We start from the raw sequence: 22919 nt of genomic DNA, 5'->3' as shown, positions 1-22919 counted from the left end.
TAGAAATTCAATCACCTGGAGTGATACATGAAAGCTCTGCTCGATCTATTCAAGCAAGTGCAGCAAAACGAGACGTTTGACGCGATTAAGATCGGTCTGGCGTCGCCTGAAAAAATCCGTTCGTGGTCCTACGGCGAAGTTAAAAAGCCGGAAACCATCAACTATCGTACCTTCAAGCCAGAGCGCGACGGTCTGTTCTGCGCCAAGATCTTTGGCCCGATCAAGGACTACGAATGCCTGTGCGGCAAGTACAAGCGCCTCAAGCACCGCGGTGTCATCTGCGAAAAGTGCGGCGTTGAAGTTACCCTGGCAAAAGTGCGTCGTGAGCGCATGGGCCACATCGAACTGGCGTCGCCAACTGCGCACATCTGGTTCCTGAAATCGCTGCCGTCGCGTCTGGGCATGGTCCTGGACATGACCCTGCGGGATATCGAACGCGTGTTGTACTTCGAAGCATATGTCGTGACCGATCCAGGCATGACCCCGCTGAAGAAGTGCCAGATCATGTCGGAAGACGATTACGCCGCCAAGTACGAAGAGTACGGCGACGACTTCACCGCCTTCATGGGCGCGGAAGGTATCCGTGAACTGCTGCGCTCGATCGACATCCACCGCGATGCCGAAGCCCTGCGCGTGGAACTGAAGGAATCGAAGTCCGAAGCGAAGATCAAGAAATACGCCAAGCGCCTGAAAGTGCTTGAAGCGTTCCAGCGTTCGGGCATCAAGCCGGACTGGATGATCATGGAAGTGCTGCCAGTGTTGCCGCCGGAATTGCGTCCGCTGGTACCACTGGACGGCGGCCGCTTTGCGACCTCCGATCTGAACGATCTGTATCGCCGCGTCATCAACCGTAATAACCGTCTGAAGCGCCTGATGGAACTGCGCGCGCCGGAAATCATTACGCGTAACGAAAAGCGCATGCTGCAAGAAGCGGTTGACTCGCTGCTGGACAACGGCCGTCGCGGCAAAGCGATGACCGGCGCCAACAAGCGTCCGCTCAAGTCGCTGGCTGAAATGATCAAAGGTAAGGGCGGCCGTTTCCGTCAGAACTTGCTGGGCAAGCGCGTCGACTACTCGGGCCGTTCGGTCATCGTGGTTGGTCCGCAGCTGAAACTGCACCAGTGCGGTCTGCCGAAGCTGATGGCGCTGGAACTGTTCAAGCCATTCATCTTCAACAAGCTCGAACTGATGGGCCTGGCAACCACGATCAAGGCTGCTAAAAAGCTGGTCGAGATCCAGGAACCGGTCGTGTGGGACATTCTGGAAGACGTGATCCGTGAACACCCGGTCATGCTCAACCGTGCGCCGACGCTGCACCGTCTGGGTATCCAGGCTTTCGAGCCAGTCCTGATTGAAGGCAAGGCCATTCAGCTGCACCCACTCGTCTGCGCGGCATTCAACGCCGACTTCGACGGTGACCAGATGGCTGTCCACGTCCCGCTGTCGATCGAAGCACAGATGGAAGCGCGCACGCTGATGCTGGCGTCGAACAACATTCTGTTCCCGTCGAACGGCGAACCGTCGATCGTGCCTTCCCAGGATATCGTGTTGGGTCTGTACTACGCGACCCGCGAAGCGATCAACGCCAAGAACGAAGGTATGCTGTTCCCTGACGTGTCGGAAGTCATTCGTGCCTACGACAACAAGGAAGTGGAACTGACGACCCGCATCACGGTGCGTATCGTCGAGCATCCAAAAGATGCCACGACTGGCGAGTTCGTCCGTACGGTCACCCGTTACGAAACGACCGTTGGCCGCGCCATCCTGTCCGAGATTCTGCCGAAGGGCCTGCCGTTCAGCGTGCTGAACCGTGCTCTGAAGAAGAAAGAAATCTCGAAGCTGATCAACACGTCGTTCCGCAAGTGCGGTCTGCGTGCCACCGTCGTGTTCGCCGACAAGCTGATGCAGTCCGGTTTCCGTCTCGCGACGCGCGCCGGTATCTCGATCTGCGTCGACGACATGCTGGTACCACCACAAAAAGTGACCCTGATTTCGGCAGCGGAATCGGAAGTCAAGCAGATCGAGCAGCAGTACGCTTCGGGTCTGGTCACTGCAGGCGAGCGTTACAACAAGGTCGTCGACATCTGGGGCAAGACCTCGGACGAAGTCGGCAAGGCCATGATGGACCAGCTGAAAGTGGAAGATGTCGTCAAGCGCGACGGCACCAAGTCGACCCAGGAATCGTTCAACGCGATTTACATGATGGCCGACTCGGGTGCGCGCGGTTCGGCAGCCCAGATTCGCCAGTTGGCTGGTATGCGAGGCCTGATGGCCAAGCCGGACGGTTCGATTATCGAAACCCCGATTACCGCGAACTTCCGCGAAGGTCTGAACGTTTTGCAGTACTTCATTTCGACCCACGGCGCTCGTAAAGGTCTGGCCGATACGGCGCTGAAAACGGCAAACTCGGGTTACCTGACCCGCCGTCTGGTGGACGTGACCCAGGATCTGGTGGTCATTGAAGACGACTGCGGCACCACCAACGGCGCGCTGATGAAGGCGATGGTCGAAGGCGGTGAAGTGATCGAGCCATTGCGCGACCGTATCCTCGGCCGTGTGAACGTGCACGACGTCGTCAATCCGGAAACGCAAGCAACCCTGTACGAAGCCGGCACGCTGCTGGACGAAGACATGGTCGAAGAAATCGAACGCCTGTCGATCGACGAAGTCAAAGTACGTACCCCGCTGACCTGCGACACGCGCTTCGGCTTGTGCGCCAAGTGCTACGGCCGCGACCTGGGCCGTGGCCTGCTGGTCAACGCTGGTGAAGCAGTTGGTGTGGTGGCAGCGCAGTCGATTGGTGAGCCTGGTACCCAGCTGACCATGCGTACCTTCCACATCGGTGGTGCGGCATCGCGTGCAGCAGTGGCATCGTCGGTGGAAGCGAAGTCGAACGGTACCATCCGTTTCACCGCGACCATGCGTTACGTTACCAATGGCAAGGGCGCCCAGATCGTCATTTCCCGTTCCGGCGAAGTGCTGATCACGGACGACCACGGCCGTGAACGTGAGCGTCATAAAGTGCCGTACGGCGCGACGCTGATCGTCAAGGATGGCATGGTCATCAAGGCCGGTACGGCCCTGGCAACCTGGGATCCGCTGACCCGTCCGATCATCACCGAGTACGCTGGTACGGTGCGTTTCGAGAACGTCGAAGAAGGCGTGACCGTGGCCCGTCAGGTCGACGAAGTGACTGGTCTGGCAACGCTGGTGGCGATCGATGCCAAGCGTCGCGGTTCGCTGACCAAGACTCTGCGTCCACAGGTCAAGCTGTTGAACGAAGCTGGCGAAGAAGTCAAGATCGCCGGTACCGAGCACTCGGTGGCCATTGGCTTCCAGGTTGGCGCGCTGATCATGGTCAAAGATGGTCAGGCAGTGTCGGTCGGTGAAGTGCTGGCGCGTATCCCAACCGAATCGCAAAAAACGCGCGACATTACCGGTGGTCTGCCACGGGTTGCCGAGCTGTTCGAAGCGCGTTCGCCGAAGGATGCCGGTATGCTGGCGGAAGTCACCGGTACGGTTGCGTTCGGTAAAGAGACCAAGGGCAAGCAGCGTCTGGAAATCACGGACATGGACGGCAACAAGCACGAGTTCTTGATCACCAAGGACAAGCAAGTGCTGGTACACGACGGCCAGGTAGTGAACAAGGGCGAGATGATCGTGGACGGCCCGGCCGATCCGCAAGACATCCTGCGCCTGCTGGGTATCGAAGCGCTGGCGCGTTACATCGTTGACGAAGTGCAGGACGTGTACCGTCTGCAAGGCGTGAAGATTAACGACAAGCACATCGAAGTGATCGTGCGTCAGATGCTGCGCCGTGTGCAGATCGTGGAAGCAGGCGATGCCAACTACATCGTCGGCGAACAGGTCGAGCGTTCGGAACTGCTGGACGAAAACGACCGCGTGATCGCGCTGGGCAAGATCCCTGCGACCTACGAGAACGTACTGCTGGGTATTACCAAGGCATCGCTGTCGACCGATTCGTTCATCTCGGCCGCATCGTTCCAGGAAACCACCCGCGTGCTGACCGAAGCGGCGATCATGGGCAAGCGCGATTCGCTGCGCGGCCTGAAGGAAAACGTCATTGTCGGCCGCCTGATTCCTGGCGGTACCGGTCTGGCCTTCCATCGCGCCAAGAAGGAAAAAGAAGCGTGGGAAGTCGAAGAGCGCAAGGCACTGCTCGATGCGGAGAAAGCATCGATGTCGGCTGACCTGCAATCGCTCGAAGACAGCACCGCGATTCAGAACCACGGCGGCGACGAAGCGTAACTCGCCAGTCACGCACATGAAAACGGCACCGAGGAGCAATCCCGGTGCCGTTTTTGTTTGTCCAATCGCACGTTCCCAGCCTGCAGAGACGAAGCAAAAGGATGAAGGCTAGCAAATTTCACTTTAATAAATCGTTGTGTTAAATTGGGAATCTATATTTTCCCTGGATAACAAATGGCCAATCTAAGTCGCCCCGTAATTGCATTCGCACTATTGCGCCACTGCGGCGATTTAGTCCAGACAGATTTATTAGGGGGCGTCGCGGTTCTAATTCGTCCGTTAATATCAGATCTTACGGGGCAAATATACGACGCGGCAAACCTCGCAGAGCGACTTGCTAAAGCATATGGCATTTCGCTCCCCGCTTCCGCACTCGAGGACTTCACTTCGAGGTTGGCTAGTGCGGGGATCTTAACTATTGAGGAAGGCGGTGCTGGGCTCAGCCGAGCGATATACGCTCCGGTGCCTGAAAGTGATTCTGAGGATGAGAAGGATGAAACGCTTTTTCAGGGAATTATTGATGATTTCGTCGCACATGCGACTAATCGTTTAGTAGTAACTTCAATGCACATATCACAGGATGATTTGATCGGCGGTTTTCTTCGGCGGTTATGCACGTTGGATTTCTCTTCGTTGCGGGCGCGACCATTGATTGTAGAAGGACAGGGTACAACCACTCTACTCGGTCCCGCGGCGAAAGAAGCACGGGCGTTGAGTCAGCAGTTGAGCAGTGAGGCCGCACTTGATGCGCTTGTGGCGTCATATATTGGACATCTTCAGGCTAAAAATGCGGACTGGCTCAAGGTCCTTTCAGAGGTTGCGGATGGCGCGTTAGGCTTGGAACTCGTGCTCGATTTGCAGGCCCCGACTTCGGTGCCACGCCTGACTTCCACGACTGCAGTTATTGATACCCCGATTCTCCTATCATATTTGGACCTGTCTTCGAAACAACAGCATGACGCGGCTGTATCCCTTATCGAACAGTTGTCACAGTCTGGGATGAAAATTGCAGCGTTTCAGCATTCAATTGAGGAGGCAGAATCTGTCTTACATGCAATTGACACTGCGCGCCAACTGGGACACGCATACGGCCCTACTGTCGCACGAATGTCGAGCCCTACATATAGAGCGTTCTTTGAGACAATGCGGGGCCGAATTGCACATAGCTGGCAGCAAAAACATAACTTCGAATTGATTCAAGAGACTGCCGTGCAGTTCTACAAGAATTTCACCGAGGAGGACGAGGTTGAACTTATTCGACGAATCCGTACCAATATTGTCGATCGCTATCTAACAAGTGAACGCGACGCGAAGTCTGTCGCAGAGACAATGCGTCGGCTGGGCGGCAGCCATACTTCAATCGGAAACATCGCCAGCTGCAAGTATGTCTTCGTTACCAGTAATTCTAGCGTTCAGCGTCGGTCGGCCTCTTTCCTCCGAGACAATGGCTTTGTGAATCGAGGAGAACTAGTACCGATAATGACTGATAGGTATGCTGCAGGCTTGTGTTGGCTGATATCGGGGGGGCGTGCCGCGAATTCACCCACGACTGCGAGACTTCTCGCGAACTGCGCGGTCGCTCTGCGCTCGCGCCCCGAACTCATCGCACGGACAAAGCGGTTCCTTGCGGAGCTAGATGCAGAGAAGGCCCTCCACTTTGAGGCGCTGATGACAAATGAACGGGCATCGCAGTTTTTGATGGAAGTGACTTTGGGAAATCTCGACGTAATAACAGCGAATAATGTCGAAGAAATTTTTTCCGAGGCCCAACGTCGTGCTGCGGAAACGGTATCGAAAGAAAAAGATGCCCATTACGGCGCGCAAGTGGCTGACCTCGCAATGCAGGTTGAAGCCAGTGCGGAGGAACTTGCAAAACTTCAGGACCAGTTGCAGCAAGCCGCACTTGATAACGAAGCCAAACAAATAACTGAAGTGAAATTGCAACAGGAAACGGTTGCGCTCACGCAGCAAGTCGAAGAGCAAAGAATAGTTGCTGCGGCGCAGGCCGGCAAGCTCGCCGCAATGGAGGCAAGCATTGCTGCTCTGACGGAGGTCGCATCCAACGCAATTGTCGACAGCGCGGCCAAGAAGAATCAAGCGATTGCGATCGCGACACGGTTTGTAGACCGTCGGATGAAAATGCTACGAATTGGCGGCGCAGTTTCGTCGCTGAGCGCGATGCTCCTACTTGCCTTGGCAGATAAGTTCCTGGTTCCCTCGCTCCGAATAGAATTGCAATCCTATGCGAATCTTGTCTTGATCGGTATCCAACTCCTGCTCGGCGGGATTGGACTATCGTTGATTTCGGAAAAGATTTTCGAAATTCCAATGCAGCGGTGGGGGGCGAAATTGTATGCCGAAAAGCTTAGCGAATTGGGATACTCTTAAGGTCCGTCTTAAATGTCGTTAAGCACGAAATAACCGGCGAACTGCTGAACGTACGACGGGGTGTTAAATGAGCGAGATACGCTCTCGCACGGCCTTGCCACCTAAGATTCCACTGCGTTTGGCAGTCTAGCGAATTGTGGAGCATTCTACGCGGACAAATAAAGTCTAGCTACGAAGAAGGGGTATCATGCTTTGGACCGTCCCAAACTCGTCATTAACCATATTGGGGTCGGTTCATGTTTCGAACATTCCGTTGACACTGTCAGAGGCGGCACAGCGATCGATTGACGCGGCGAACGTTTTCGCGTTTGAAGCGAATTTCGATGCGGCGCTTGAGCTCGCGTTTACCCGCTATCCGGCCGGCGCCCAGCTCCGAGGCAATATAAACGAAGATCTGTACGACGATGCGAAGTCGCTTTGGACCCGCCTCGATTGTAGCGAAGATGACTTCGATGGGCATTTCCCATGGTGGATTGCATTTGTGCTGATGAATAAATTGTCTTCGCAGCGGGGATTTACGTCGACCAATGGGATAGACCGCAAAGTGCTAGAGATAGCAAAGCAAAAGAAGAAATCCCTTTTTTTTCTTGAATCACTTAGTGCTGGTCTAATGCCATTTGCGAATGCCCCAGTGCGGGAGCAAGAATTTTTTCTTGCTCGAATTGCTCAGCATACGGACGAATGTTTGGCCGAAATTGAAGCTTTAGTAGGAGCATGGCAGTGCAGCGACTTGCGAGCCTTTGCCCGGCTTTCTACGAAGTCCATTGGTTTGATGCCCAAGTCCTACGGGGCCGCTCTTGGTGGTCGGAACTATGCTTGGAGAAAAGGTCTCCTCCGGCTTGCAAGATCGAATAAAAAATCCATCGTTATTGTCGGAGCCCTCCATATGGTGGGAGTCGACAGCGTGCCGCAGCTGTTGGCAAAGGAGGGTTACGAGTGCATCTACGCCGGCGATTAATGCACGAAAGTCTGAAGAAGACCGAATTCCATTGAACTAGCAAGAAGCATCGCGGTCAGCTGACCAAGACCCTATGTCCACCGGTCAAGCTGTTGAACGAAGCTGGCGAAGAAGTCAAGATCGCCGGTACCGAGCACTCGGTAGCGATCGGCTTCCAGGTTGGCGCGCTGATCATGGTCAAAGATGGTCAGGCGCAGATGCTGCGCCGTGTGCAAATCGTGGAAGCTGGCGATGCCAACTACATCGTCGGCGAACAGGTCGAGCGTTCGGAACTGCTGGACGAAAACGACCGCGTGATCGCTCTGGGCAAGATCCCTGCGACCTACGAGAACGTACTGCTGGGTATTACCAAGGCATCGCTGTCGACCGATTCGTTCATCTCGGCCGCATCGTTCCAGGAAACCACCCGCGTGCTGACCGAAGCGGCGATCATGGGCAAGCGCGATTCGCTGCGCGGCCTGAAGGAAAACGTCATTGTCGGCCGCCTGATTCCTGGCGGTACCGGTCTGGCCTTCCATCGCGCCAAGAAGGAAAAAGAAGCGTGGGAAGTCGAAGAGCGCAAGGCACTGCTCGATGCGGAGAAAGCATCGATGTGGGCTGACCTGCAATCGCTCGAAGACAGCACCGCGATTCAGAACCACGGCGGCGACGAAGCGTAATTCGCCAGTCACGCACATGAAAACGGCACCGAGGAGCAATCCCGGTGCCGTTTTTTTGGGGTTGAAGCTGACTGAATGCGCCGGGGGAACATTGCAATGGATAGGGACTACCTGAAGAGGCGCGATGATCTTTGAAAGCGGTGGGCACGGTGTCACAGAATCCATGTCTTTTATCGCTAGACATTGGATCATTCTTTGCCGATAGTCTTGAACTTTCTTTAACATCTGGCGGAATCTGGGAAATTGGTCCCATGCGCTGAGCAAGGACTGTCCGAAATAATGGAAATTCAAACGACGGTGGGAATCTTTCTCGTGTCACTGGGCTCGGTGGCAATGCTCCTATGCCTGCGCGAAATGATGCTGGCCGTCAGGAGCAAGCGTTGGCAGCAAGTGGAAGGCGTCTTTCGCGAAGTGGACCTCGAGCCGGACGACGGCGACCAAGGCCGCTACCATGCGACGGTCACCTACGCCTACCGTATCAACGGCCAGGAGTTCTGCGCCTCCAGGCTACGTTTCGGTTCCGTGAGCAGTTTCGGCGAAAAGGCAGATGCACAACTGCATCTGGAACATCTGCGGATCGGTCATCCTTGCACCGTCTACGTCGATCCTGCGCAGCCGGCCCGAGCCGTGTTGCTGCCCGGGCTGACCGGCGGGTCGTTTGTCCCTCCCATCGTTCCATGCATTCTCATTGGCATGGGCGTCCAGGCTTTGCTTCAGATATCGTCGTGACGACATGATGACCCGATTCCGCATCCTCCTTTTCTTCGCGCTGTGCCTTGGCGTCCTCGGCGGTGCCCGTGCGACCTCATGTCGTGCAATGGATAACCGCTTTTTCTTTGCATGCGATGCCGAACAGTGCGTCGAGATGTTCAGCGTGCGCGATGTCGCCGCGTTCAGCGCTTGCGCGCGCCACCAGCAAGTCGAAGCAATTGATACCCGCGTCCTGGCCCGCGCCGCTGAACTTGTCGCGAAAGATCGACCAGTCGGATCGGCCGGAATTTTTGAGTTAAAAATGACGCAGGCATACTGGGGAGCCAGTAACGAGGACCCTCTGGACTGGATCGGTGCCAACGTGGTGGCGACAGTGAGCAAGATTGGCCCCGACGCCTCGCCAGCGGCGATTGCAGCGCTGCGTTTCCAATTCGAATCGGCGGCGCGCAAGGCATACTGGTCCGATCGATTGTCCCAGCTCGCTTATTGGGGCAGTGCCGCCACTGCGTTCCTGCTGCTGATCCACTCAGTACAACGGTTTTCAACTATCTTTATCGCGGAGCCGTGCCAAGAACCTGGGGACCGCTGCTGGTGCCCATGGCAGTCCAGTTGCTGTTGATGGGTGGCAGTGCTGCCCTGCTTTTCAGATCATTCATCGGCGAATTCTGGCCCGGCCTGCTGCTCGTCGAAGCGGTACCGCTGATCCTCGCTTGCGAAGGCTGGAGCTGGTTTCTTCTGGCGCGGGACGCGCGCCGCGCACGGCAATAGACCTCACGCGCTGCAAACGGCTCAGCGCTTCCTTGTGTGATAAGTCAGCGCAGCAGCCAGACACATACTCACGGCATCCTCGTGAAGTTAGTCCGCGACGTCAAAGACGATGGCGCGATTGCCCTCGTAATGAAATTCATCCGGCAGCGCAAGCCGGAACGAAGCAATCAAATCTGTCTGACAATTGAAGTACAGGGCGTACCGTGCTGGCATCTTGCTGTTCCAGCCAAGCCGGATGGTGCTGCCGCTTTTGCTGACCGCCGTCAGATACGCCGGTTCGCCCCATTTCAATGTCTCCTGCAGCGGGCCGACATGCTCCAGCGCAGCCGCTGTCGTGAAAATGAGCGCGCGCAGTTGCAGCAGCCGTGCGCGGGCCGGCGCCGGCATCCCGTCAAAGATGGCCTTCACAGCTGGATCGGAAAACGCGTGCATGCTCCCCCTCAGAAAACCGCGGATCGAAATCACCGCCATTCATATACACTGGGAACTGCGGTATGCGAATATTAAACCTTCAGGGAGCAAGGCAGCATGGGCGCATGGTCACACGAACCTTTCGGCAATGACACTGCGGCAGACTGGGCCTACGGCCTGCACGACAGCGAGGACCTGGCCTACGTCGAGCACGCGCTTGACGCGGTGCTAGAAGCCGGGGACGACTATCTCGATTCCGATCTTGCTACCGAGGCCATTGCCGCAGTCGATGTCATGGCCCGCACTCTGGGCCGAGGCTTTCCGTCCAACGCATATAGCGAAGCGGCAGACAGCTGGATTGAGCGGGTCAAGCCAGTGCTGTCCCCGGCGCTGCGGCAAAAAGCAATGCATGCTCTCACGCGGATTGGCGGCGACGATTCCGAGCTAAATGAGCTATGGGCCGATTCAGACCATTTCGCCGCCTGGCAGCAAACCCTGACCGTCTTGCGGCTGGCCATGCATGACTGAGGCTATCACGCGCAGTGCATCGTGCCAGTGCGGCCAGCTGCGTATCGAGGTCGAAGGCGAGCCACTCGGCGTGGGCGTGTGTCACTGTCTGGCATGTCAGCGCCGCACTGGCAGCGTGTTTGCGGCGCTGGCCCGCTTCGCCCCGCCGTATCACGTCGAGGGTACGGCCACCGAGTATTTGCGCCGTGGCGATCAGGGCGCACTGTTCCGGTTCCGGTTTTGTCCTCTGTGCGGCAGCAATCTTTTTCATACGGAAGAGGGCGTGGACAGCTCTGTATCGGTCGCAGTGGGCGCCTTCGCCGATCCGGCTTTTCCTGCGCCCAGCGTCTCGGTCTACGATTGCCGGCGGCACCCTTGGGTGGCATTGCCAAACGCGCTCAAAAGCTTCGATACCGATCCCGGCTAACCGTACAGGTGGCGTCTGGAGCAGTTTGCTTCTCCCTGGGCGCCTATGCATCATGCAAATAATTTATTTCTGAACAATGATTTTCGATTAACATGATTGCGATAAAGTTAATCGACCGCCGATAGCCGCTGATGGCGCGTGGTCTTGAATTCAGAAAGTTCGCAGCATGTTGACAGTGGCGCTGATGTTCTTGTGGTTGCTTGCCGGCGGATCTTGCGGCGTCTCCATTGTGTATAGCCGAAGAAATCAAGCTGCCGGGCCACCTTATACCGGCGCCTGGTTGGTGTACGCGCTGGCAATGCTATTGTGCATAGGCGCACTGGGAGTGATTTGGGAGATTGAACAACTGCTTGGCGACAGTCTGATCCGCAATGCCGCCAGTTTGACCATCTTTGTTGCTGCCTTTTTTACGCCCATCGTGCTCGGCTACAAGCGACAGCAGTAGGCGGGGCAACATGAAGTAATTCTATATCTATCTCATTGGCGTTGCCGTGCTCGGCGCGGTGTCGGGCTACTTTCCAGACATTTTCCGCGATCCGATGCGATTCGCTCTCGCCGCACTCTACTTGATACTGCTGCACCTGTTCGCGGAAAAATTCGGCAGGCCTTGAAGGGCTGCGTTTGTGCCGGAACCAATGCTGCGCAGTGCAGCGCTTTCCTCGCGTCCCCGCTATCAATTAAAGTACTTTAACCAGCGCATCGCAGCCTTTATGGAAAGAACTGGACCTGGCATAGTCAAGCGCGGTTTTTCCTTCTTCATTTCTGATATTGAGCGCGGCGCCGTGTTTCAGCAGCAGTTGAGCCGCAGCCACCTGGCAAAACTTGGCGGCCTTGATCAAGGCGGTATCGCCACGGCTCAAGTCGGTGACGTCGGTGCCTATCTTTTTACTCAGATAAGTCTGGAGCATCCCCAGGTCGCCGGTCGAGGCGGCATTGTGGAACTGCGTGATGTCCTGATCGCCGAATGACGCTTTGCTGCACTGGCCCTTCTTGAAGCGCATGGTGCTGCCGCGCTTGAGTTCCATCTCGCTCGCGCCGAGGTGCACCACAGTGTGTTTCCCGACTTTGCTCATTTCCAGCACTTGATCGGACAGCGTCCAGCCGCCTGTCTGTTCGAATTCGCCTTCGCGCCAGACGTAGCTGCGATCTGGCATAAACGTGATATCCACTTTTTCCTTGACCGTATTGCCGCCATCGCTCTGCTCATAAAAGCACCAGGCGCCAATCAGCGCATCCTGCGGTGCGGCAAGCGCGGACGTGGTGCAGGCCACCATGGCGGCCAGAACGATGAAGCGCGCGCTTTGAATTAAGTTGCTCATATTTTCTCCAGTTCTCGTCGGCAAGGTAGGCATTCATGAGCGGCTTGTCAAGCCGCGAGACGACATCAGCAGCAATCCTTGCCGTGCCGCTCTTACTCTATACTGGCTGATATGTCTTCCAAGTCACCAGTCAGAATAGAATCAATCGGCGCGACGCTGATGGCAAGGGAGCACCGCGATTGAACTACCTGGCGCACATATTTCTAGCTCGTTACAGCGACGACGCCATGCTGGGCGCGTTGCTGGGTGATTTCGTCAAACCACACAGCGCTCTTGCGTTCAGTGCTGAAGTGGAAAGGGAAATTGTGATTCACCGGAAGGTGGACGCTTTCACCGACAGCCACCCGCTTGTGTTGCATGCCAAGACGCTGTTTCCAGGTCCCAGCCGGCGCTTTGCCGGCATTTTGCTCGACGTGTTCTACGACCATCTGCTGGCGGCCAACTGGGCACAGTATGCCGAAGTGCCGATGGCGCCATTTATCGATCAGTTTTACATGACGCTCCAGCGTAACATCGATATATTGCCACCCCGGCTGGCCCAGGCAGCACCCTACATGATCAGGCAGGATTGGCTGGGCTCATATGTTCAATACGCAGGCGTGGAAATTGCCATTCGCCGGATGTCGACGCGCTTGTCGAAAAATGGGGACCTGATGTGCGCTGGCCTGGACGACCTGGCGGCCAACTACGAAGCGCTGGCATCCGGCTTCCATGCCTTTTTCCCGCAACTCATCGCGTTTACGAATCAGACGCGCGCGCAATCAGGCGGCTAGGCGTTCATCGGGGAGTCGTTCTCAGTGTGGCCCTCGCCTAGCCAGAATCGTGGATCCCAGGGGTAGCTGCGTTCCAACGGCAAGAGCGCTTGCGCTTCATCGAACCGGCCGTCCAGCACAAGGGCATGAACCGCATGCGCCAGCGGGGTTACATCCTCGATCTTGCAAATCCAGTCGTGCACATAGCGCTTGACAGCTTCGCCAGAAATGCCAATCTGGATCGCGCGGTAATCGAGCCGCTGCAGCTGCAAATCACGCTCCGGATCCCATTGAATTCGAACTGGCGCGGCCGCCTTCATGGTCTTCCATTGCGCCGCCGTGAGTGCTGCATCCGGGTGGCTGAGGCAGCTGTTTGCCAGCGCCCATTCAAATCCTTCGCGCGTGATGTCGATGGCGAGAATGCGCTTCTGGCCTTGATCCTTCAATCCCCATCCGGCCCGGTACATCATCCACAGAAAAGAGGGCTTTATCCAGGTCATGCGTGACATCGAAAATGGTGGTGCGACGAAGGTGCCCTGCGCCAGCGCAGTGTCCGCGATTGGGTCGGAATAAGCCTGGTACACGCGGATCGTGGTGGCGTCGTAGACGGCGCGAATTTCGTGTTGTGCTTGTATTGTGTTCCTCATGTTTGTTCTTGTTTGGTGTTAGTTGTAAGGGCGCTTACTTATCGAGCGCACCAGTTTTTATTGCCTGTACATGACATCCGTACGCAGTACATATTTGGTCCCGCTGCACACTGCCGCGCCCTGATGCAGCAAACGGTGCGGAAAAATCAAGGCCATGCCGGCCGCCGGTGTGACGACCCCGGATTTGAACTCGGTGTCCCCGCCTTCGAAGCCGTCATTCAGATAGATCATGAAGGTAAGCAAACTGGCCACCTCGGGCGAGGGCGCGAATGAACCGTCCCGATGCCATTTGAAGTACTCGTTCGGCCCGTAACGATAGAAACGCATACGCTCGTTAAATCCATGCAGCCGGCAATCGCCTATCTGTTCGGGCAATAGCGGACGGGCGCGCTCGAACAAGCGGCTTGCCAGTGTCGGGTCATCGTAAAGGACGCGGTCATTGTTGCGGATTTCCTCGGCACGGCGCGAGCCGCCCGGCAGATTGACTTCAGACGGTACGTAACCGATCGTCTCGCCATGGTCGATATAGCGCTGGCACTCGGCCGCCGTAAGAAAATTTTCGATTGTGATGACGCCGGAATCGAGCCGGGTGACGTGCAAGGCGGTGGTCATATCAAATACCGTAATTAGATGAAAAAGCGATTGCTGCCCAAATCATATTCTACTTAGTGTTTAATCACAACTAACTTAGTTCTCAATTGCCATTAACTCGCTGATGGACGTACAATCCAAGCCTGACGTAGCGAGAGCGAACATGCAAAAGAAGGCGGCAAGCGAACAGGAATTCCTGCGCACCTACAATATCCACGACTTCGACGTGCCCCTGACCAGTGTCGATCTGGTGATTTTCACTTTGCGCGATCAAGCCCTGCATGTGCTGTTGATTGAGCGTGGCGAACACCCGTCCAAGGGCAAGTGGGCGCTGCCAGGCGGATTTATCGATATGCGTCAGGATGCCGATCTCGACGCCACGGCATTACGCAAGCTGCGCGAAAAGACGGGCGTGGCCGCGCCTTACATCGAGCAATTGCAGGGCTTCGGCAGTGCGACCCGCGATCCACGGGGCTGGTCCGCAACATTTGCCTATTTCGCGCTGATCGATTCGGCAGACGTGCAACTGGTGCCGGGAAGCGGCAGCACCGCTGCCGTGTGGCAGCCTGTGGCGGGCCTGAGCGAGGCAGTCGATCTGGCCTTTGATCACGCTGTGATTATTGAAACCGCCTTGCAACGCCTGCGCAGCAAGGTCGAATATACGTCGCTGCCCGTGCACTTGCTGGCCCCCGAATTTACCCTCTCCGATTTGCAGCAGGTATTTGAACTTATTCTGGGCCGCCAGGTAGACAAGAGTGCTTTCCGCAAGCGGATCAAGGAAGGCGACTTTCTGGAGCCCGTAGCGGGCAAACAGCGCCACGGCAGCAACCGGCCAGCGCAGATTTACCGCATCCGGCAAGACCGGCCCCTGGTGTATTTCAATCGGGCGATGGCCGCACCCATCTAAGCGCGCGGCTTGTCTCAAGCAGAAAGGAAGACATGAAGTCGTATCTCAAAGGTGTTGTAAGCACCTTGGCGGTAGTTGCCGTGTGTGCGGTGTTCGCCCCCTTGTATACCGATTTCCGCGCGCGCGCGGAGACGGTTGCGTGGCTGGCCCAACTCGAACCAGTTCAGCGCGCGATCGAAAAAAATGAAGCGATTTCTCAGCCCGAATTCAAGGATAGCAAAGTCACCCTATACAGGGCTGATAAACGGGGGCTGATTTTGTTAAAAGGCGGGAACAACGGACGCATGCTCGTGTTAACCCTGTCGGTCAATTCGGGAAAACCGGTATGGGAGTGCGTCGGTGCGCCTGCCAGGGATATGCCCATCAAATGTCGCAGCTAAGCTTTGAACTGAAAGACGTAATGACCCAAACCGTGATCCCACAACTGCGCATTACCAATGCCAAGCGCAGCCGCGCTTTCTATATCGATGGCTTAGGTTTTACTGTCGATTGGGAGCACCAATTCGAACCTGGCTTCCCGCTGTTCCTGCAAATAACGCGCGCCGGCCAGACCTTGTTTTTGACCGAGCATGCAGGCGATTGCCAGGTCGGGGGCGCGGTTTACTTGTTAATACCGGATGCCCTGGCTTGCTATGCCGACTTCGCCAGCAAGGGTGTGGTGGCCGATCAGCCGCCGACGCCGACGCCCTGGGACACAATCGAGTTCGTGCTCACTGATCCGGACGGCAACCGGCTGCGCTTCGCACAAGAACAATAACGCACCCTACCAACCTGAAAATTCCCATGTCCCCATCCATGCAGCCTACGTCGTCAGCGACGTCCGCATCCTCGCGCGTACCGCGCATTCTTCTTACCTGCTTAATTTTTTTCGTCGGGTTGGCCCTGTCGGTTTTTGTGGCCTGGGCTCCACCGCATGTGCTGCCCGCTTTTCAGGAAGTGCAATCGGGTTTTGGCATGGATCAGCCGCTGCTCACGCGGCTGGTCATGCAATACCACTCCGGCTATTGGCTGCTGCCAGTGCTGGTGCTGCTGATGGCCCTTGTGCGCGGCCCAAGACAAGGCGGCTGGTTCGGTATGGCCGGCGCCTTGCTGGTGTTTTTGTTGACCGCGATTGCCGCATATTGGCCCGTCATCGCCGCAGGGACGGTCGTGTGATTAATCTGCCGGCTTCCTGCTGGCCCGTGCGGCTGCAATATTCAAGCCCGTAATAAAGGCATCGAGCCGCGCCCGCATGAATGCGGGGCGCAAGCTGTCTTCGGTGCCGATTTCAAGCGCCATGGCGCGCAGGCGGCCATCCTGTTCCCACCCGATCGCGCCGTCCGGTTTTTTACTGGCCGCGAACTGAAACCAGCGGTTCCCCACGCGTTGTTCCACCGCCAGATCAGCCGCCGTGGCAGGACCGCCAAGACAATCGCACGCGGCGGTCGTACCCATCACGAATGGCACCTCACCGCCGTGGCCAACACCATCGGCGTTTGGTGAGGCGGTGGCGCCGTGACTAAAATAGTAGCGCCAGGTGGGCGACGTTTTGCTGTGCAGATAAGCGATGCGGCGCGCAAACGCGCTGAACACGACATCGCGCGCGACTTCCCGCCCCAATTGGCGATCATCATTGACGCCGGGATACAGCGGCTTGACCAGCACACGTGCCTTGCCCAACTGCTTGATCAGGTCCGCCGGGTCGATGCCAAAGGCCAGCGCGACGCTGGCATCATTGCTGGTATTGCCAATGATAAGCGGCACCTTCGCTTCGCGGCCTTGCTGAAACGCTTGCAAGATGGGGACCGGTACCGCGGCATCGCCGACAATAAAGCCGGGCGCCAGCGACAAGCCCTTGCCCTCCAGGGCCGCCAGGCGTTCGGCCGGGATCGCCTTCAGTGCGGCGACGCTGGTTTGCGCGCCAGGCAAGCCAAGCGCGCTGGCAACAGCATTGCCGCTGGCGAGCGCTTTCGCACGCTTATTGCTGGGAACGCCGTACGGGCTTTGCGCAATGGCGCCACTGAACAAATTCTTTGCCAGCGGCGAGGCCATCAAGGCCAGCACACTCTGCGCGCCTGCCGACTGGCCAAACACGGTCACTCTGGCCGGATCGCCGCCAAAGGCGGCAATGTTCTTCTGTACCCACTGCAGCGCCGCTATCTGGTCGAGCAGGCCGAAATTGACCGAACCGCCAGGCCGCTGACGCTCCAGGGCAGGATGGGCAAAAAAGCCCAATGGGCCCAGGCGGTAATTGATGGTCACGACGACCGCACCACGGCGCGCCAGCGCACTGCCGTCGTACAGCGGCAAACTGCCGGCCCCGAAGATCAGCGCACCACCATGGATCCAGACCATGACAGGCATCCTGGCAGCCGGATCGGGGTTCTTGCTGAACACGTTCAGATAGAGACAATCTTCAGAGAGCTGACCGGGGTCGCCGCCCCCTTCCAGTGACAGACCAGGCTTCTGGTAGCAAGCGGGGCGGGACGTTCCCGCCTCGCGCACCGCGGTCCATGGCGCGGGCGGCTGGGGCGCTTCCCAGCGCAGCGCGCCCACTGGCGGGGCCGCAAAGGGCAGGCCGCGAAAGATTGCGATCTCGTTCTGCAGTACGCCTTGCACCGGGCCGCTGCCGGTGTCAATCACGCCTGTCTGGGCAAGGCTGGCAAGCGGCAGGGCCAGCAAGGTCAAGAGCGGCAAGGCACTCCGGTTCGGCACGCGAAACATCAGTCACCTCCAGGACGATTTGCGCATTACGGCCAAGGACAGATTCTGCCCTGCTGCCAATGTTGTTCAAATATAATGAACACGGCAGCTCTTGTCCAATGCATTCCAAGGATCTCATGTCGATCACCCCCACGCTGGCAGACCGGCTGGCGCAAAACCGTGCGAACGGCCAAGTGTCAGTTAGCAAACAGGCCCTCTTTTCCCGGCGCGCCTTGCCAACCTGGGCACAGCTCGGTCTGACGCCTTATCTCTGCGTTTTTGGCGCTTGTTTTAGCTTGTATCTGATTTCGCTGGTCCTTGTATGGGACCAGTTCATGGCGGTGCGCCCCTTCTTCAGCGGTGACCTTAGACATCTTGGACTTGCCATCGCACTCAACTATTTGGTGCTGATGTGGAGCGCCTGCATCATCCAGTACAAATTGCAGAGCGCGGGCTTGCAACGGTCCGGCTGGGGCGTGACGGTCATTTGTTTTATCCTCCTCAATCCGCTGATACTCGGCTGGGCAGTCGCCATCGTTGTTCTGTGGCGCGCCGTCGCCGCCTACCATTTGCTGCAAGCGGAGGCGACAGAAAAAGCACAATGAGGCTTGGCATTCGCGCGTCGGAAGCAGGAAACTGCTGCTGTAAAATGGCAACTATCATTTCCATATTTGCATGAATCGACTCGCACGCACATGATCGAAAAAAACGAAAAGTTTCCCAACGCCTTAGAAGGCGTGATGCTGATGGCGGCGCTGATGCTGGTCGAGTACATCATCGGCAGCGCCATGTACGATATGCGCGGCGCGATGGGGCTGGAACCCCGTGATATCGCGGGGATGATGATGATCGTCAGCAATGGGCTGATTTTCACCTTCCTCATGGAATACAAGGGGCTGAGCTACCGCGAACTGTTTCACTCATCGGCGTCCCAGGCTGGCGCATCGCTGGCGCTGATAGTGCCGGCCATCCTGCTGACGGTGCCGGCCCTGATCATGGTGGTCGGCTTTCTGCTCGAGATCGTGGTCCGGCTGTTTCCCCTGTCGCCATCCCAGATGGACATGTTCAAGGAGATGGGGTCGGGCAGCGTCGGTTCCATCATCATCACCTGCCTGCTGGCGCCGGTTCTTGAAGAGATGCTGTTTCGCGGCATCATCTTGCGCAGCTTCCTGTTGCAATATCCGCGCTGGATTTCAATTTTTGCTTCGGCAGCCATTTTCGGCGCCGCCCACATGAACGTGTACCAATTCACGGCCGCCTTCATTCTGGGTCTGTTCCTGGCCTGGCTGTATCAACGCACCAAATCGCTCGTGCCTTGCATCGTGCTGCACGCGGTCTACAACAGCTTGCTGCTGGCAATTGGATTAACCGGGGCAGAATGGGCCGATGCAGCCATCAGCGGCAACGCCGCGTTCACCCTGGCTGCCTGTTTCCTGTTGGCGGGCGCGGGTATGTACGTGCTGCGGCGCGTGTTGCCGGCCAAATGAGCGACATTGTCGAGCACTGGTTCGGCACCGCTTTCCAGCAACTGCATCCCTTGCTGCAGCGCTTGCACCGCACTGGTGGCGTGCTGTCGGGCCCGGTTCAGATCCGCTTCGGCAGCGGTCTTGCAGGCATGCTGGGACGGCGCATCGCGCACCGCACAGGCGTGCCCACGTCCGGTGCGGACCATCATCTCCGCGTCGCGATCCATGCCCGCGATGGCGTGCTGCACTGGGAGCGCAGCTTCGATGGGCAGTCGAGCTTCAGTTCGCTATTTCTTCCGGTCGGGCACTATCCAACAGGCCACTGGCTCGAACAGACCGGGCCAGTGGCGTTGCGGCTAGGCGTGGACATTGTCGACGGCGGCTGGCACTGGCAGCACCGCGACAGCCGCATTCGTGGCCTGCCGCTGCCAGCCTGGTGTCTGCCCCGCCTGATCGCCAGCAAGTGCGTTGAGGGCAGCGGCTACCGGTTTGCGGTGTGCATGTCGCTGCCGCTGCTCGGCTTCGCGTTTGCGTATGCCGGTACGCTGGCACTGTCGCTTGACGAGGCCGCCTAGGACCGCTTACTGCGCTTTCAGATACGCGCGAATGGCCTCACGCACTTGTTGCGGCTGATCGATCATGGCGAAATGCCGCGCTGGCGACACCGTCACCACCTGCAGCTTCGGCGTACCTGCCAGCAAGCCTTTGTAGTACGCAGCCTTGTCGGCCGCGCGCATGGGCATGCCGGCAGCGATCATGTCCGCCTCGTGAAACGGCGCAATCATCAACACCGGCACGCGAATCTTCGGCAAGCCGCTGCGCAGGTCAAGCGCCACGACTTGTGCCATGTATTCGGTCACGGCGGCGGGATCGCTGAGCGCGCTGCTGGCGGCGAGACGGTCGGCATTGGCACTGTCCATCACCCCGAACGGGCTATGCATGAACGACTTCTGCTGCGCTGCAAAGCTGTCGCGGGTGACGCCGGCCATGCGCGCGCGCATGCCGTTGGCCATGGCGGGGCGCTGTGCCAGCTGCAAATTCTCTGTGCCCGGCATGACTGGCAGGCCGTCAATGGCGATCACGCCGCCGATTTGCTCAGCATGATTTTCTGCATAGGCAAACGAGAACGTGGCGCCCAGGCTGTGACCGACAAGAATTGGTTTGACGAGTTTGCGGGTCGCAATCAATTCGCCCAACCAGGTATCGACGCCAGCAACCAGGTCGCCGCCCACGGCGCTCTGACCGTGAAAGCCTGGCAGCGTGACCAGATAGAGCACATGTTCCTTGCCGAATTCGCGCACCAGATCGTCCCACACGTAAGGGCCGCTGGACAGGCCGGGAATGAGAATCATCGGACTGCCGGTGCTGCCGTGGCGTTCGACCAGCATGGGGCCAACGGTAAATTTTTCCGCTGACTTAGCGCTGGCGCTGGCAGTCACTGGCGGGATCGCTTCAGTGGCGATGCCAGACAGCGGTGCGAACAGGGCGAGCATGGCGGCAATCAAGATGGTGCGGTGCATACAGTCTCCTTGGGTGGTCTTATTTTGAATCGGAAAAAATCGCTTCGATCGGCTGGGCAAACAGCCGGGCAATACTGAACGCCAGCGGCAGACTGGGGTCGTACTTGCCGGTCTCGATCGCATTGATGGTCTGGCGCGACACTTCCAGCAGGTCGGCCAGGTGAGCCTGGCTCCAGCCCCGTTCGGCGCGCAATTCGCGGACGGTGTTTTTCATCGGTTCAGCACGCGGCGCAGAATCACCACCACACCCCACACTGCGCCCATCAGGGGCCAGACCGTGAACATCGATAACCTCGGCATGCCCGTGTTTTCCAGAAAGCCGTAGGTAAAGGTCAGGCCGGCCGTCACGGCGGCGGCAATGGCGACCGCCTCCAGCGTGCGCAGCCGAATATATTCGTCGCTGCGGGCCAGCTGGCGTGCAATGGCGCGCACGCCCAGGCCGAAGCCAATCATCGGGCTCACCATCAGCGCGATGCGCAACATGCCTTCGGGCAGGGCCGCGCTGTAACGCAGCGCCACCACCAGCAGCACGGTATAAATCGCCAGCCCTGAAAACAATTCAATGTGATACAGCCGGTAGGCTTCCTTTTCGCGCATTGCATTTCTCCTGTGTGTAAAGTATGCTTGACATGGTAGTCAGGCGAATTCGCAATGTCAAGGAAACTTTACAAGTATTTTTGAACGCGGGTGCTACCATCGTTCTCCCAGCTTATTGTCAGGAGAATTGCGATGAAGATCTTATTTGCCGCTGCATGCGCCGCCTTGGCCTGTTCCACTTCGATCGCGGCAGCCCCGCCGCAGTCGCTCGACATGAAGGTGGCCACTGCCACCGGTGCCGGTGCAGCGCTGGGCACGGTGACCATCGAAGAAACGGCGTATGGCGTGGTGTTCACACCGGCCCTGAACGGCCTAGAACCTGGCATCCACGGCTTCCACGTGCACGAAAAAGGCAATTGCGGCCCTGACATGAAAGATGGCAAACCGGTGCCAGCGCTGGCCGCGGGCGGACACTACGATCCCGATAACAGCAAGCAGCACGGCCTGCCCTGGGGCAGCGGCCACCGTGGCGACTTGCCGCCGCTGGTCGTCGATGCCAAAGGCAATGCGACGCTGGCGGTGCTGGCGCCGCGCCTGAAACTGGCTGAACTGAGCGGCAAGGCCTTAATGATTCACGTCGGTGGCGACAACCATTCTGACCATCCCATGCCGCTGGGTGGTGGTGGTGCCCGCATGGCATGCGCAGTCATTAAATAGTCGGGTATGTATTGAATTTTGGATAAGTTGGCTTGCTATAATCGATAGATGATTTTCGCTAAGCAAGCCGCATGACGGCCACTGGCCGCCAGGCGGCCTTTGTGCTGATTCTGGCGTTCCACATTCTTGCAATCTGGCTGCTGCCGCAGCGCACGCGGCTGGACGATGTCCGCACTGCCGCCACCCCGCTGCAGATCACCTTTGTGCGCCCTGTCGCGCCTGCGCCGGCGCCGGTGGTCAGCCTTCCTTCTCCGGTACGCAACAGCAAGAGCGTGCCGCGCCAGCCCAAGCCTGTGCGCGCAGTGCCAGAATCGCCGCCAGCCATGGTGCTGATTCCCGCGCCGCCAGTCGATCAGGCACCGGCAGCACCAAGCGCCCACGACATCCTGCAGCGCGCGCGTGCCGATCTGGGCAGGATTGACCGCGCCATACGCATACAAAGTCCGGACCCGGGGGCGCGCAGTATCAGGGCGCAGACACCCAGGCTGGAGGCGGCCATGGCCAGTGCGTTTCGCGAACGGGGCCCTGCCCGCATCGAAGAGCTGGTGCTGGCCGACGGCACCCGTGTAAGCAAGGTGGGCAATATGTGTGCATTCAAAGAGTCCAACAGCCTGACCGGCGGCCGTGACGTGTTCAAGGACGGCATCAAGACACGCTGGCAAACCTGCCCTAAATGAAAGTGA

General features: G+C 57.9%; 27 protein-coding genes and 1 pseudogene. 20 read left to right on the top strand and 8 right to left on the bottom strand.

Annotated features, from left to right (window positions below; all coding sequences use genetic code 11):
• The first annotated feature begins 27 nt into the window (after nucleotides 1-27).
• From rpoC to BUC24_RS27050, 7 genes and pseudogenes are all read left to right on the top strand, one after another.
• Nucleotides 28-4269 carry a DNA-directed RNA polymerase subunit beta' gene (rpoC, locus tag BUC24_RS25455; RefSeq protein ID WP_073223387.1) on the top strand — a complete coding sequence of 1414 codons (4242 nt, stop codon included), beginning with the start codon at nucleotides 28-30 and terminating at the stop codon, nucleotides 4267-4269.
• Between the two features lie 174 nt (nucleotides 4270-4443).
• Nucleotides 4444-6657 carry a hypothetical protein gene (locus tag BUC24_RS25450; RefSeq protein WP_073223385.1) on the top strand — a complete coding sequence of 738 codons (2214 nt, stop codon included), beginning with the start codon at nucleotides 4444-4446 and terminating at the stop codon, nucleotides 6655-6657.
• Between the two features lie 187 nt (nucleotides 6658-6844).
• Nucleotides 6845-7615: a TraB/GumN family protein gene (locus tag BUC24_RS25445; RefSeq protein WP_073223384.1), complete on the top strand. Its 771-nt coding sequence runs from the start codon at nucleotides 6845-6847 to the stop codon at nucleotides 7613-7615.
• A 44-nt stretch (nucleotides 7616-7659) separates the two neighbouring features.
• Nucleotides 7660-8274, top strand: a pseudogene (locus tag BUC24_RS25440) (hypothetical protein); the annotation flags it as partial.
• A 279-nt stretch (nucleotides 8275-8553) separates the two neighbouring features.
• Nucleotides 8554-9003: a DUF3592 domain-containing protein gene (locus tag BUC24_RS25435; protein ID WP_073223381.1), complete on the top strand. Its 450-nt coding sequence runs from the start codon at nucleotides 8554-8556 to the stop codon at nucleotides 9001-9003.
• Between the two features lie 4 nt (nucleotides 9004-9007).
• Nucleotides 9008-9604 carry a hypothetical protein gene (locus BUC24_RS25430; RefSeq protein ID WP_073223379.1) on the top strand — a complete coding sequence of 199 codons (597 nt, stop codon included), beginning with the start codon at nucleotides 9008-9010 and terminating at the stop codon, nucleotides 9602-9604.
• Nucleotides 9583-9753: a hypothetical protein gene (locus BUC24_RS27050; protein ID WP_178372622.1), complete on the top strand. Its 171-nt coding sequence runs from the start codon at nucleotides 9583-9585 to the stop codon at nucleotides 9751-9753. The genes BUC24_RS25430 and BUC24_RS27050 overlap by 22 nt, the downstream gene beginning before the upstream one ends.
• Nucleotides 9754-9840: 87 nt before the next feature.
• Here the strand turns inward: BUC24_RS27050 and BUC24_RS25425 are convergent, their stop codons facing one another.
• Nucleotides 9841-10224, bottom strand: coding sequence for a DUF1801 domain-containing protein (locus BUC24_RS25425; RefSeq protein ID WP_229448804.1), 384 nt, complete (start codon nucleotides 10222-10224; stop codon nucleotides 9841-9843).
• A 57-nt stretch (nucleotides 10225-10281) separates the two neighbouring features.
• Here BUC24_RS25425 and BUC24_RS25420 point away from each other — a divergent pair, with 57 nt between their 5' ends.
• From BUC24_RS25420 to BUC24_RS26790, 3 genes are all read left to right on the top strand, one after another.
• Nucleotides 10282-10692 (top strand): DUF4259 domain-containing protein, encoded by a 411-nt coding sequence (locus BUC24_RS25420; protein ID WP_073223377.1) that lies wholly within the window; start codon nucleotides 10282-10284, stop codon nucleotides 10690-10692.
• The gene (locus BUC24_RS25415; RefSeq protein ID WP_073223376.1) at nucleotides 10685-11098 is read left to right on the top strand and encodes a GFA family protein; all 414 of its coding nucleotides are present in this window, start codon (nucleotides 10685-10687) and stop codon (nucleotides 11096-11098) included. The genes BUC24_RS25420 and BUC24_RS25415 overlap by 8 nt, the downstream gene beginning before the upstream one ends.
• Nucleotides 11099-11264: 166 nt before the next feature.
• Nucleotides 11265-11543, top strand: coding sequence for a hypothetical protein (locus tag BUC24_RS26790; RefSeq protein ID WP_143167661.1), 279 nt, complete (start codon nucleotides 11265-11267; stop codon nucleotides 11541-11543).
• 232 nt (nucleotides 11544-11775) lie between these two features.
• Here the strand turns inward: BUC24_RS26790 and BUC24_RS25410 are convergent, their stop codons facing one another.
• Nucleotides 11776-12450, bottom strand: coding sequence for an ankyrin repeat domain-containing protein (locus BUC24_RS25410; protein WP_083599156.1), 675 nt, complete (start codon nucleotides 12448-12450; stop codon nucleotides 11776-11778).
• Between the two features lie 194 nt (nucleotides 12451-12644).
• Here BUC24_RS25410 and BUC24_RS25405 point away from each other — a divergent pair, with 194 nt between their 5' ends.
• On the top strand, nucleotides 12645-13190 hold the full coding sequence (locus tag BUC24_RS25405; protein ID WP_218606543.1) for an acyl carrier protein phosphodiesterase: 546 nt from the start codon (nucleotides 12645-12647) through the stop codon (nucleotides 13188-13190).
• Here the strand turns inward: BUC24_RS25405 and BUC24_RS25400 are convergent.
• Nucleotides 13187-13816, bottom strand: a complete 630-nt coding sequence (locus BUC24_RS25400; RefSeq protein WP_073223371.1) for a DUF4291 domain-containing protein — start codon at nucleotides 13814-13816, stop codon at nucleotides 13187-13189. The two genes, BUC24_RS25405 and BUC24_RS25400, sit on opposite strands and share 4 nt — an antisense overlap.
• 57 nt (nucleotides 13817-13873) lie before the next feature.
• Nucleotides 13874-14428, bottom strand: a complete 555-nt coding sequence (locus tag BUC24_RS25395) for a 2OG-Fe(II) oxygenase (protein WP_073223369.1) — start codon at nucleotides 14426-14428, stop codon at nucleotides 13874-13876.
• A 142-nt stretch (nucleotides 14429-14570) separates the two neighbouring features.
• Between BUC24_RS25395 and BUC24_RS25390 the strand changes: the two genes are divergently transcribed.
• From BUC24_RS25390 to BUC24_RS25375, 4 genes are read left to right on the top strand one after another with little or no spacing between them, the layout of a single operon-like run.
• Nucleotides 14571-15314 carry an NUDIX hydrolase gene (locus tag BUC24_RS25390; protein WP_073223368.1) on the top strand — a complete coding sequence of 248 codons (744 nt, stop codon included), beginning with the start codon at nucleotides 14571-14573 and terminating at the stop codon, nucleotides 15312-15314.
• Between the two features lie 32 nt (nucleotides 15315-15346).
• Nucleotides 15347-15694 carry a hypothetical protein gene (locus BUC24_RS25385; protein WP_073223366.1) on the top strand — a complete coding sequence of 116 codons (348 nt, stop codon included), beginning with the start codon at nucleotides 15347-15349 and terminating at the stop codon, nucleotides 15692-15694.
• Between the two features lie 20 nt (nucleotides 15695-15714).
• Nucleotides 15715-16071 (top strand): bleomycin resistance protein, encoded by a 357-nt coding sequence (locus BUC24_RS25380; protein ID WP_073223365.1) that lies wholly within the window; start codon nucleotides 15715-15717, stop codon nucleotides 16069-16071.
• Between the two features lie 26 nt (nucleotides 16072-16097).
• Nucleotides 16098-16469, top strand: coding sequence for a hypothetical protein (locus BUC24_RS25375; protein ID WP_143167660.1), 372 nt, complete (start codon nucleotides 16098-16100; stop codon nucleotides 16467-16469).
• On the opposite strand, the gene BUC24_RS25370 is transcribed toward BUC24_RS25375, so the two are convergent.
• Nucleotides 16470-18017 carry a carboxylesterase/lipase family protein gene (locus BUC24_RS25370; RefSeq protein WP_083599155.1) on the bottom strand — a complete coding sequence of 516 codons (1548 nt, stop codon included), beginning with the start codon at nucleotides 18015-18017 and terminating at the stop codon, nucleotides 16470-16472.
• Nucleotides 18018-18133: 116 nt separating this feature from the next.
• Here BUC24_RS25370 and BUC24_RS25365 point away from each other — a divergent pair, with 116 nt between their 5' ends.
• The 3 genes from BUC24_RS25365 (at nucleotide 18134) to BUC24_RS25355 (ending at nucleotide 20037) form a co-directional block, all read left to right on the top strand.
• Entirely contained in the window at nucleotides 18134-18601 is a 468-nt protein-coding gene (locus BUC24_RS25365; protein WP_143167659.1) for a hypothetical protein, read from the top strand.
• A 90-nt stretch (nucleotides 18602-18691) separates the two neighbouring features.
• Nucleotides 18692-19483 (top strand): CPBP family intramembrane glutamic endopeptidase, encoded by a 792-nt coding sequence (locus tag BUC24_RS25360; RefSeq protein ID WP_073223361.1) that lies wholly within the window; start codon nucleotides 18692-18694, stop codon nucleotides 19481-19483.
• A complete protein-coding gene (locus BUC24_RS25355) occupies nucleotides 19480-20037 on the top strand; it encodes a DUF4166 domain-containing protein (protein ID WP_073223359.1) in 558 nt (185 codons plus the stop codon). The genes BUC24_RS25360 and BUC24_RS25355 overlap by 4 nt, the downstream gene beginning before the upstream one ends.
• A 6-nt stretch (nucleotides 20038-20043) precedes the next feature.
• Here BUC24_RS25355 and BUC24_RS25350 read toward each other — a convergent pair whose 3' ends face one another.
• The 3 genes from BUC24_RS25350 to BUC24_RS25340 are packed head-to-tail and all read right to left on the bottom strand — an operon-like array spanning nucleotide 20044 to nucleotide 21579.
• Nucleotides 20044-20982 (bottom strand): alpha/beta fold hydrolase, encoded by a 939-nt coding sequence (locus tag BUC24_RS25350; RefSeq protein WP_073223357.1) that lies wholly within the window; start codon nucleotides 20980-20982, stop codon nucleotides 20044-20046.
• A gap of 19 nt (nucleotides 20983-21001) precedes the next feature.
• Nucleotides 21002-21196 (bottom strand): helix-turn-helix transcriptional regulator, encoded by a 195-nt coding sequence (locus tag BUC24_RS25345; RefSeq protein WP_073223355.1) that lies wholly within the window; start codon nucleotides 21194-21196, stop codon nucleotides 21002-21004.
• Nucleotides 21193-21579, bottom strand: coding sequence for a hypothetical protein (locus BUC24_RS25340; protein ID WP_073223353.1), 387 nt, complete (start codon nucleotides 21577-21579; stop codon nucleotides 21193-21195). Before BUC24_RS25340 ends, BUC24_RS25345 begins: the two co-directional genes overlap by 4 nt.
• A gap of 132 nt (nucleotides 21580-21711) precedes the next feature.
• Between BUC24_RS25340 and sodC the strand changes: the two genes are divergently transcribed.
• Nucleotides 21712-22236 carry a superoxide dismutase family protein gene (gene sodC, locus BUC24_RS25335; protein ID WP_073223352.1) on the top strand — a complete coding sequence of 175 codons (525 nt, stop codon included), beginning with the start codon at nucleotides 21712-21714 and terminating at the stop codon, nucleotides 22234-22236.
• Nucleotides 22237-22307: 71 nt separating this feature from the next.
• Nucleotides 22308-22913: a hypothetical protein gene (locus BUC24_RS25330; RefSeq protein ID WP_073223350.1), complete on the top strand. Its 606-nt coding sequence runs from the start codon at nucleotides 22308-22310 to the stop codon at nucleotides 22911-22913.
• Nucleotides 22914-22919 lie beyond the last annotated feature (6 nt).

This window comes from Massilia sp. CF038, from assembly GCF_900129765.1.
GTDB lineage: Bacteria > Pseudomonadota > Gammaproteobacteria > Burkholderiales > Burkholderiaceae_D > Telluria_A.
Note: the sequence above shows the minus strand (reverse complement) of the source record. Positions and strands in the feature narration are given on the sequence as shown.

What these genes read in the sequence shown, in the direction of transcription:
- BUC24_RS25355 (WP_073223359.1), top strand. Translation starts at nt 19,480, where the DNA reads ATGAGCGACATTGTCGAGCACTGGTTCGGCACCGCTTTCCAGCAACTG.
- BUC24_RS25425 (WP_229448804.1), bottom strand. Translation starts at nt 10,224, where the DNA reads ATGGCGGTGATTTCGATCCGCGGTTTTCTGAGGGGGAGCATGCACGCG.
- BUC24_RS25400 (WP_073223371.1), bottom strand. Translation starts at nt 13,816, where the DNA reads ATGAGGAACACAATACAAGCACAACACGAAATTCGCGCCGTCTACGAC.
- BUC24_RS25385 (WP_073223366.1), top strand. Translation starts at nt 15,347, where the DNA reads ATGAAGTCGTATCTCAAAGGTGTTGTAAGCACCTTGGCGGTAGTTGCC.
- BUC24_RS25390 (WP_073223368.1), top strand. Translation starts at nt 14,571, where the DNA reads ATGCAAAAGAAGGCGGCAAGCGAACAGGAATTCCTGCGCACCTACAAT.
- BUC24_RS25330 (WP_073223350.1), top strand. Translation starts at nt 22,308, where the DNA reads ATGACGGCCACTGGCCGCCAGGCGGCCTTTGTGCTGATTCTGGCGTTC.
- BUC24_RS25380 (WP_073223365.1), top strand. Translation starts at nt 15,715, where the DNA reads ATGACCCAAACCGTGATCCCACAACTGCGCATTACCAATGCCAAGCGC.
- BUC24_RS25415 (WP_073223376.1), top strand. Translation starts at nt 10,685, where the DNA reads ATGACTGAGGCTATCACGCGCAGTGCATCGTGCCAGTGCGGCCAGCTG.
- rpoC (WP_073223387.1), top strand. Translation starts at nt 28, where the DNA reads ATGAAAGCTCTGCTCGATCTATTCAAGCAAGTGCAGCAAAACGAGACG.
- BUC24_RS25450 (WP_073223385.1), top strand. Translation starts at nt 4,444, where the DNA reads ATGGCCAATCTAAGTCGCCCCGTAATTGCATTCGCACTATTGCGCCAC.
- BUC24_RS25350 (WP_073223357.1), bottom strand. Translation starts at nt 20,982, where the DNA reads ATGCACCGCACCATCTTGATTGCCGCCATGCTCGCCCTGTTCGCACCG.
- BUC24_RS25410 (WP_083599156.1), bottom strand. Translation starts at nt 12,450, where the DNA reads ATGCCTACCTTGCCGACGAGAACTGGAGAAAATATGAGCAACTTAATT.
- BUC24_RS25395 (WP_073223369.1), bottom strand. Translation starts at nt 14,428, where the DNA reads ATGACCACCGCCTTGCACGTCACCCGGCTCGATTCCGGCGTCATCACA.
- BUC24_RS25405 (WP_218606543.1), top strand. Translation starts at nt 12,645, where the DNA reads ATGCTGGGCGCGTTGCTGGGTGATTTCGTCAAACCACACAGCGCTCTT.
- BUC24_RS25430 (WP_073223379.1), top strand. Translation starts at nt 9,008, where the DNA reads ATGATGACCCGATTCCGCATCCTCCTTTTCTTCGCGCTGTGCCTTGGC.
- BUC24_RS25435 (WP_073223381.1), top strand. Translation starts at nt 8,554, where the DNA reads ATGGAAATTCAAACGACGGTGGGAATCTTTCTCGTGTCACTGGGCTCG.
- sodC (WP_073223352.1), top strand. Translation starts at nt 21,712, where the DNA reads ATGAAGATCTTATTTGCCGCTGCATGCGCCGCCTTGGCCTGTTCCACT.
- BUC24_RS25340 (WP_073223353.1), bottom strand. Translation starts at nt 21,579, where the DNA reads ATGCGCGAAAAGGAAGCCTACCGGCTGTATCACATTGAATTGTTTTCA.
- BUC24_RS25345 (WP_073223355.1), bottom strand. Translation starts at nt 21,196, where the DNA reads ATGAAAAACACCGTCCGCGAATTGCGCGCCGAACGGGGCTGGAGCCAG.
- BUC24_RS25365 (WP_143167659.1), top strand. Translation starts at nt 18,134, where the DNA reads ATGTCGATCACCCCCACGCTGGCAGACCGGCTGGCGCAAAACCGTGCG.
- BUC24_RS25360 (WP_073223361.1), top strand. Translation starts at nt 18,692, where the DNA reads ATGATCGAAAAAAACGAAAAGTTTCCCAACGCCTTAGAAGGCGTGATG.
- BUC24_RS25375 (WP_143167660.1), top strand. Translation starts at nt 16,098, where the DNA reads ATGTCCCCATCCATGCAGCCTACGTCGTCAGCGACGTCCGCATCCTCG.
- BUC24_RS25370 (WP_083599155.1), bottom strand. Translation starts at nt 18,017, where the DNA reads ATGTTTCGCGTGCCGAACCGGAGTGCCTTGCCGCTCTTGACCTTGCTG.
- BUC24_RS27050 (WP_178372622.1), top strand. Translation starts at nt 9,583, where the DNA reads ATGGCAGTCCAGTTGCTGTTGATGGGTGGCAGTGCTGCCCTGCTTTTC.
- BUC24_RS26790 (WP_143167661.1), top strand. Translation starts at nt 11,265, where the DNA reads ATGTTGACAGTGGCGCTGATGTTCTTGTGGTTGCTTGCCGGCGGATCT.
- BUC24_RS25445 (WP_073223384.1), top strand. Translation starts at nt 6,845, where the DNA reads ATGCTTTGGACCGTCCCAAACTCGTCATTAACCATATTGGGGTCGGTT.
- BUC24_RS25420 (WP_073223377.1), top strand. Translation starts at nt 10,282, where the DNA reads ATGGGCGCATGGTCACACGAACCTTTCGGCAATGACACTGCGGCAGAC.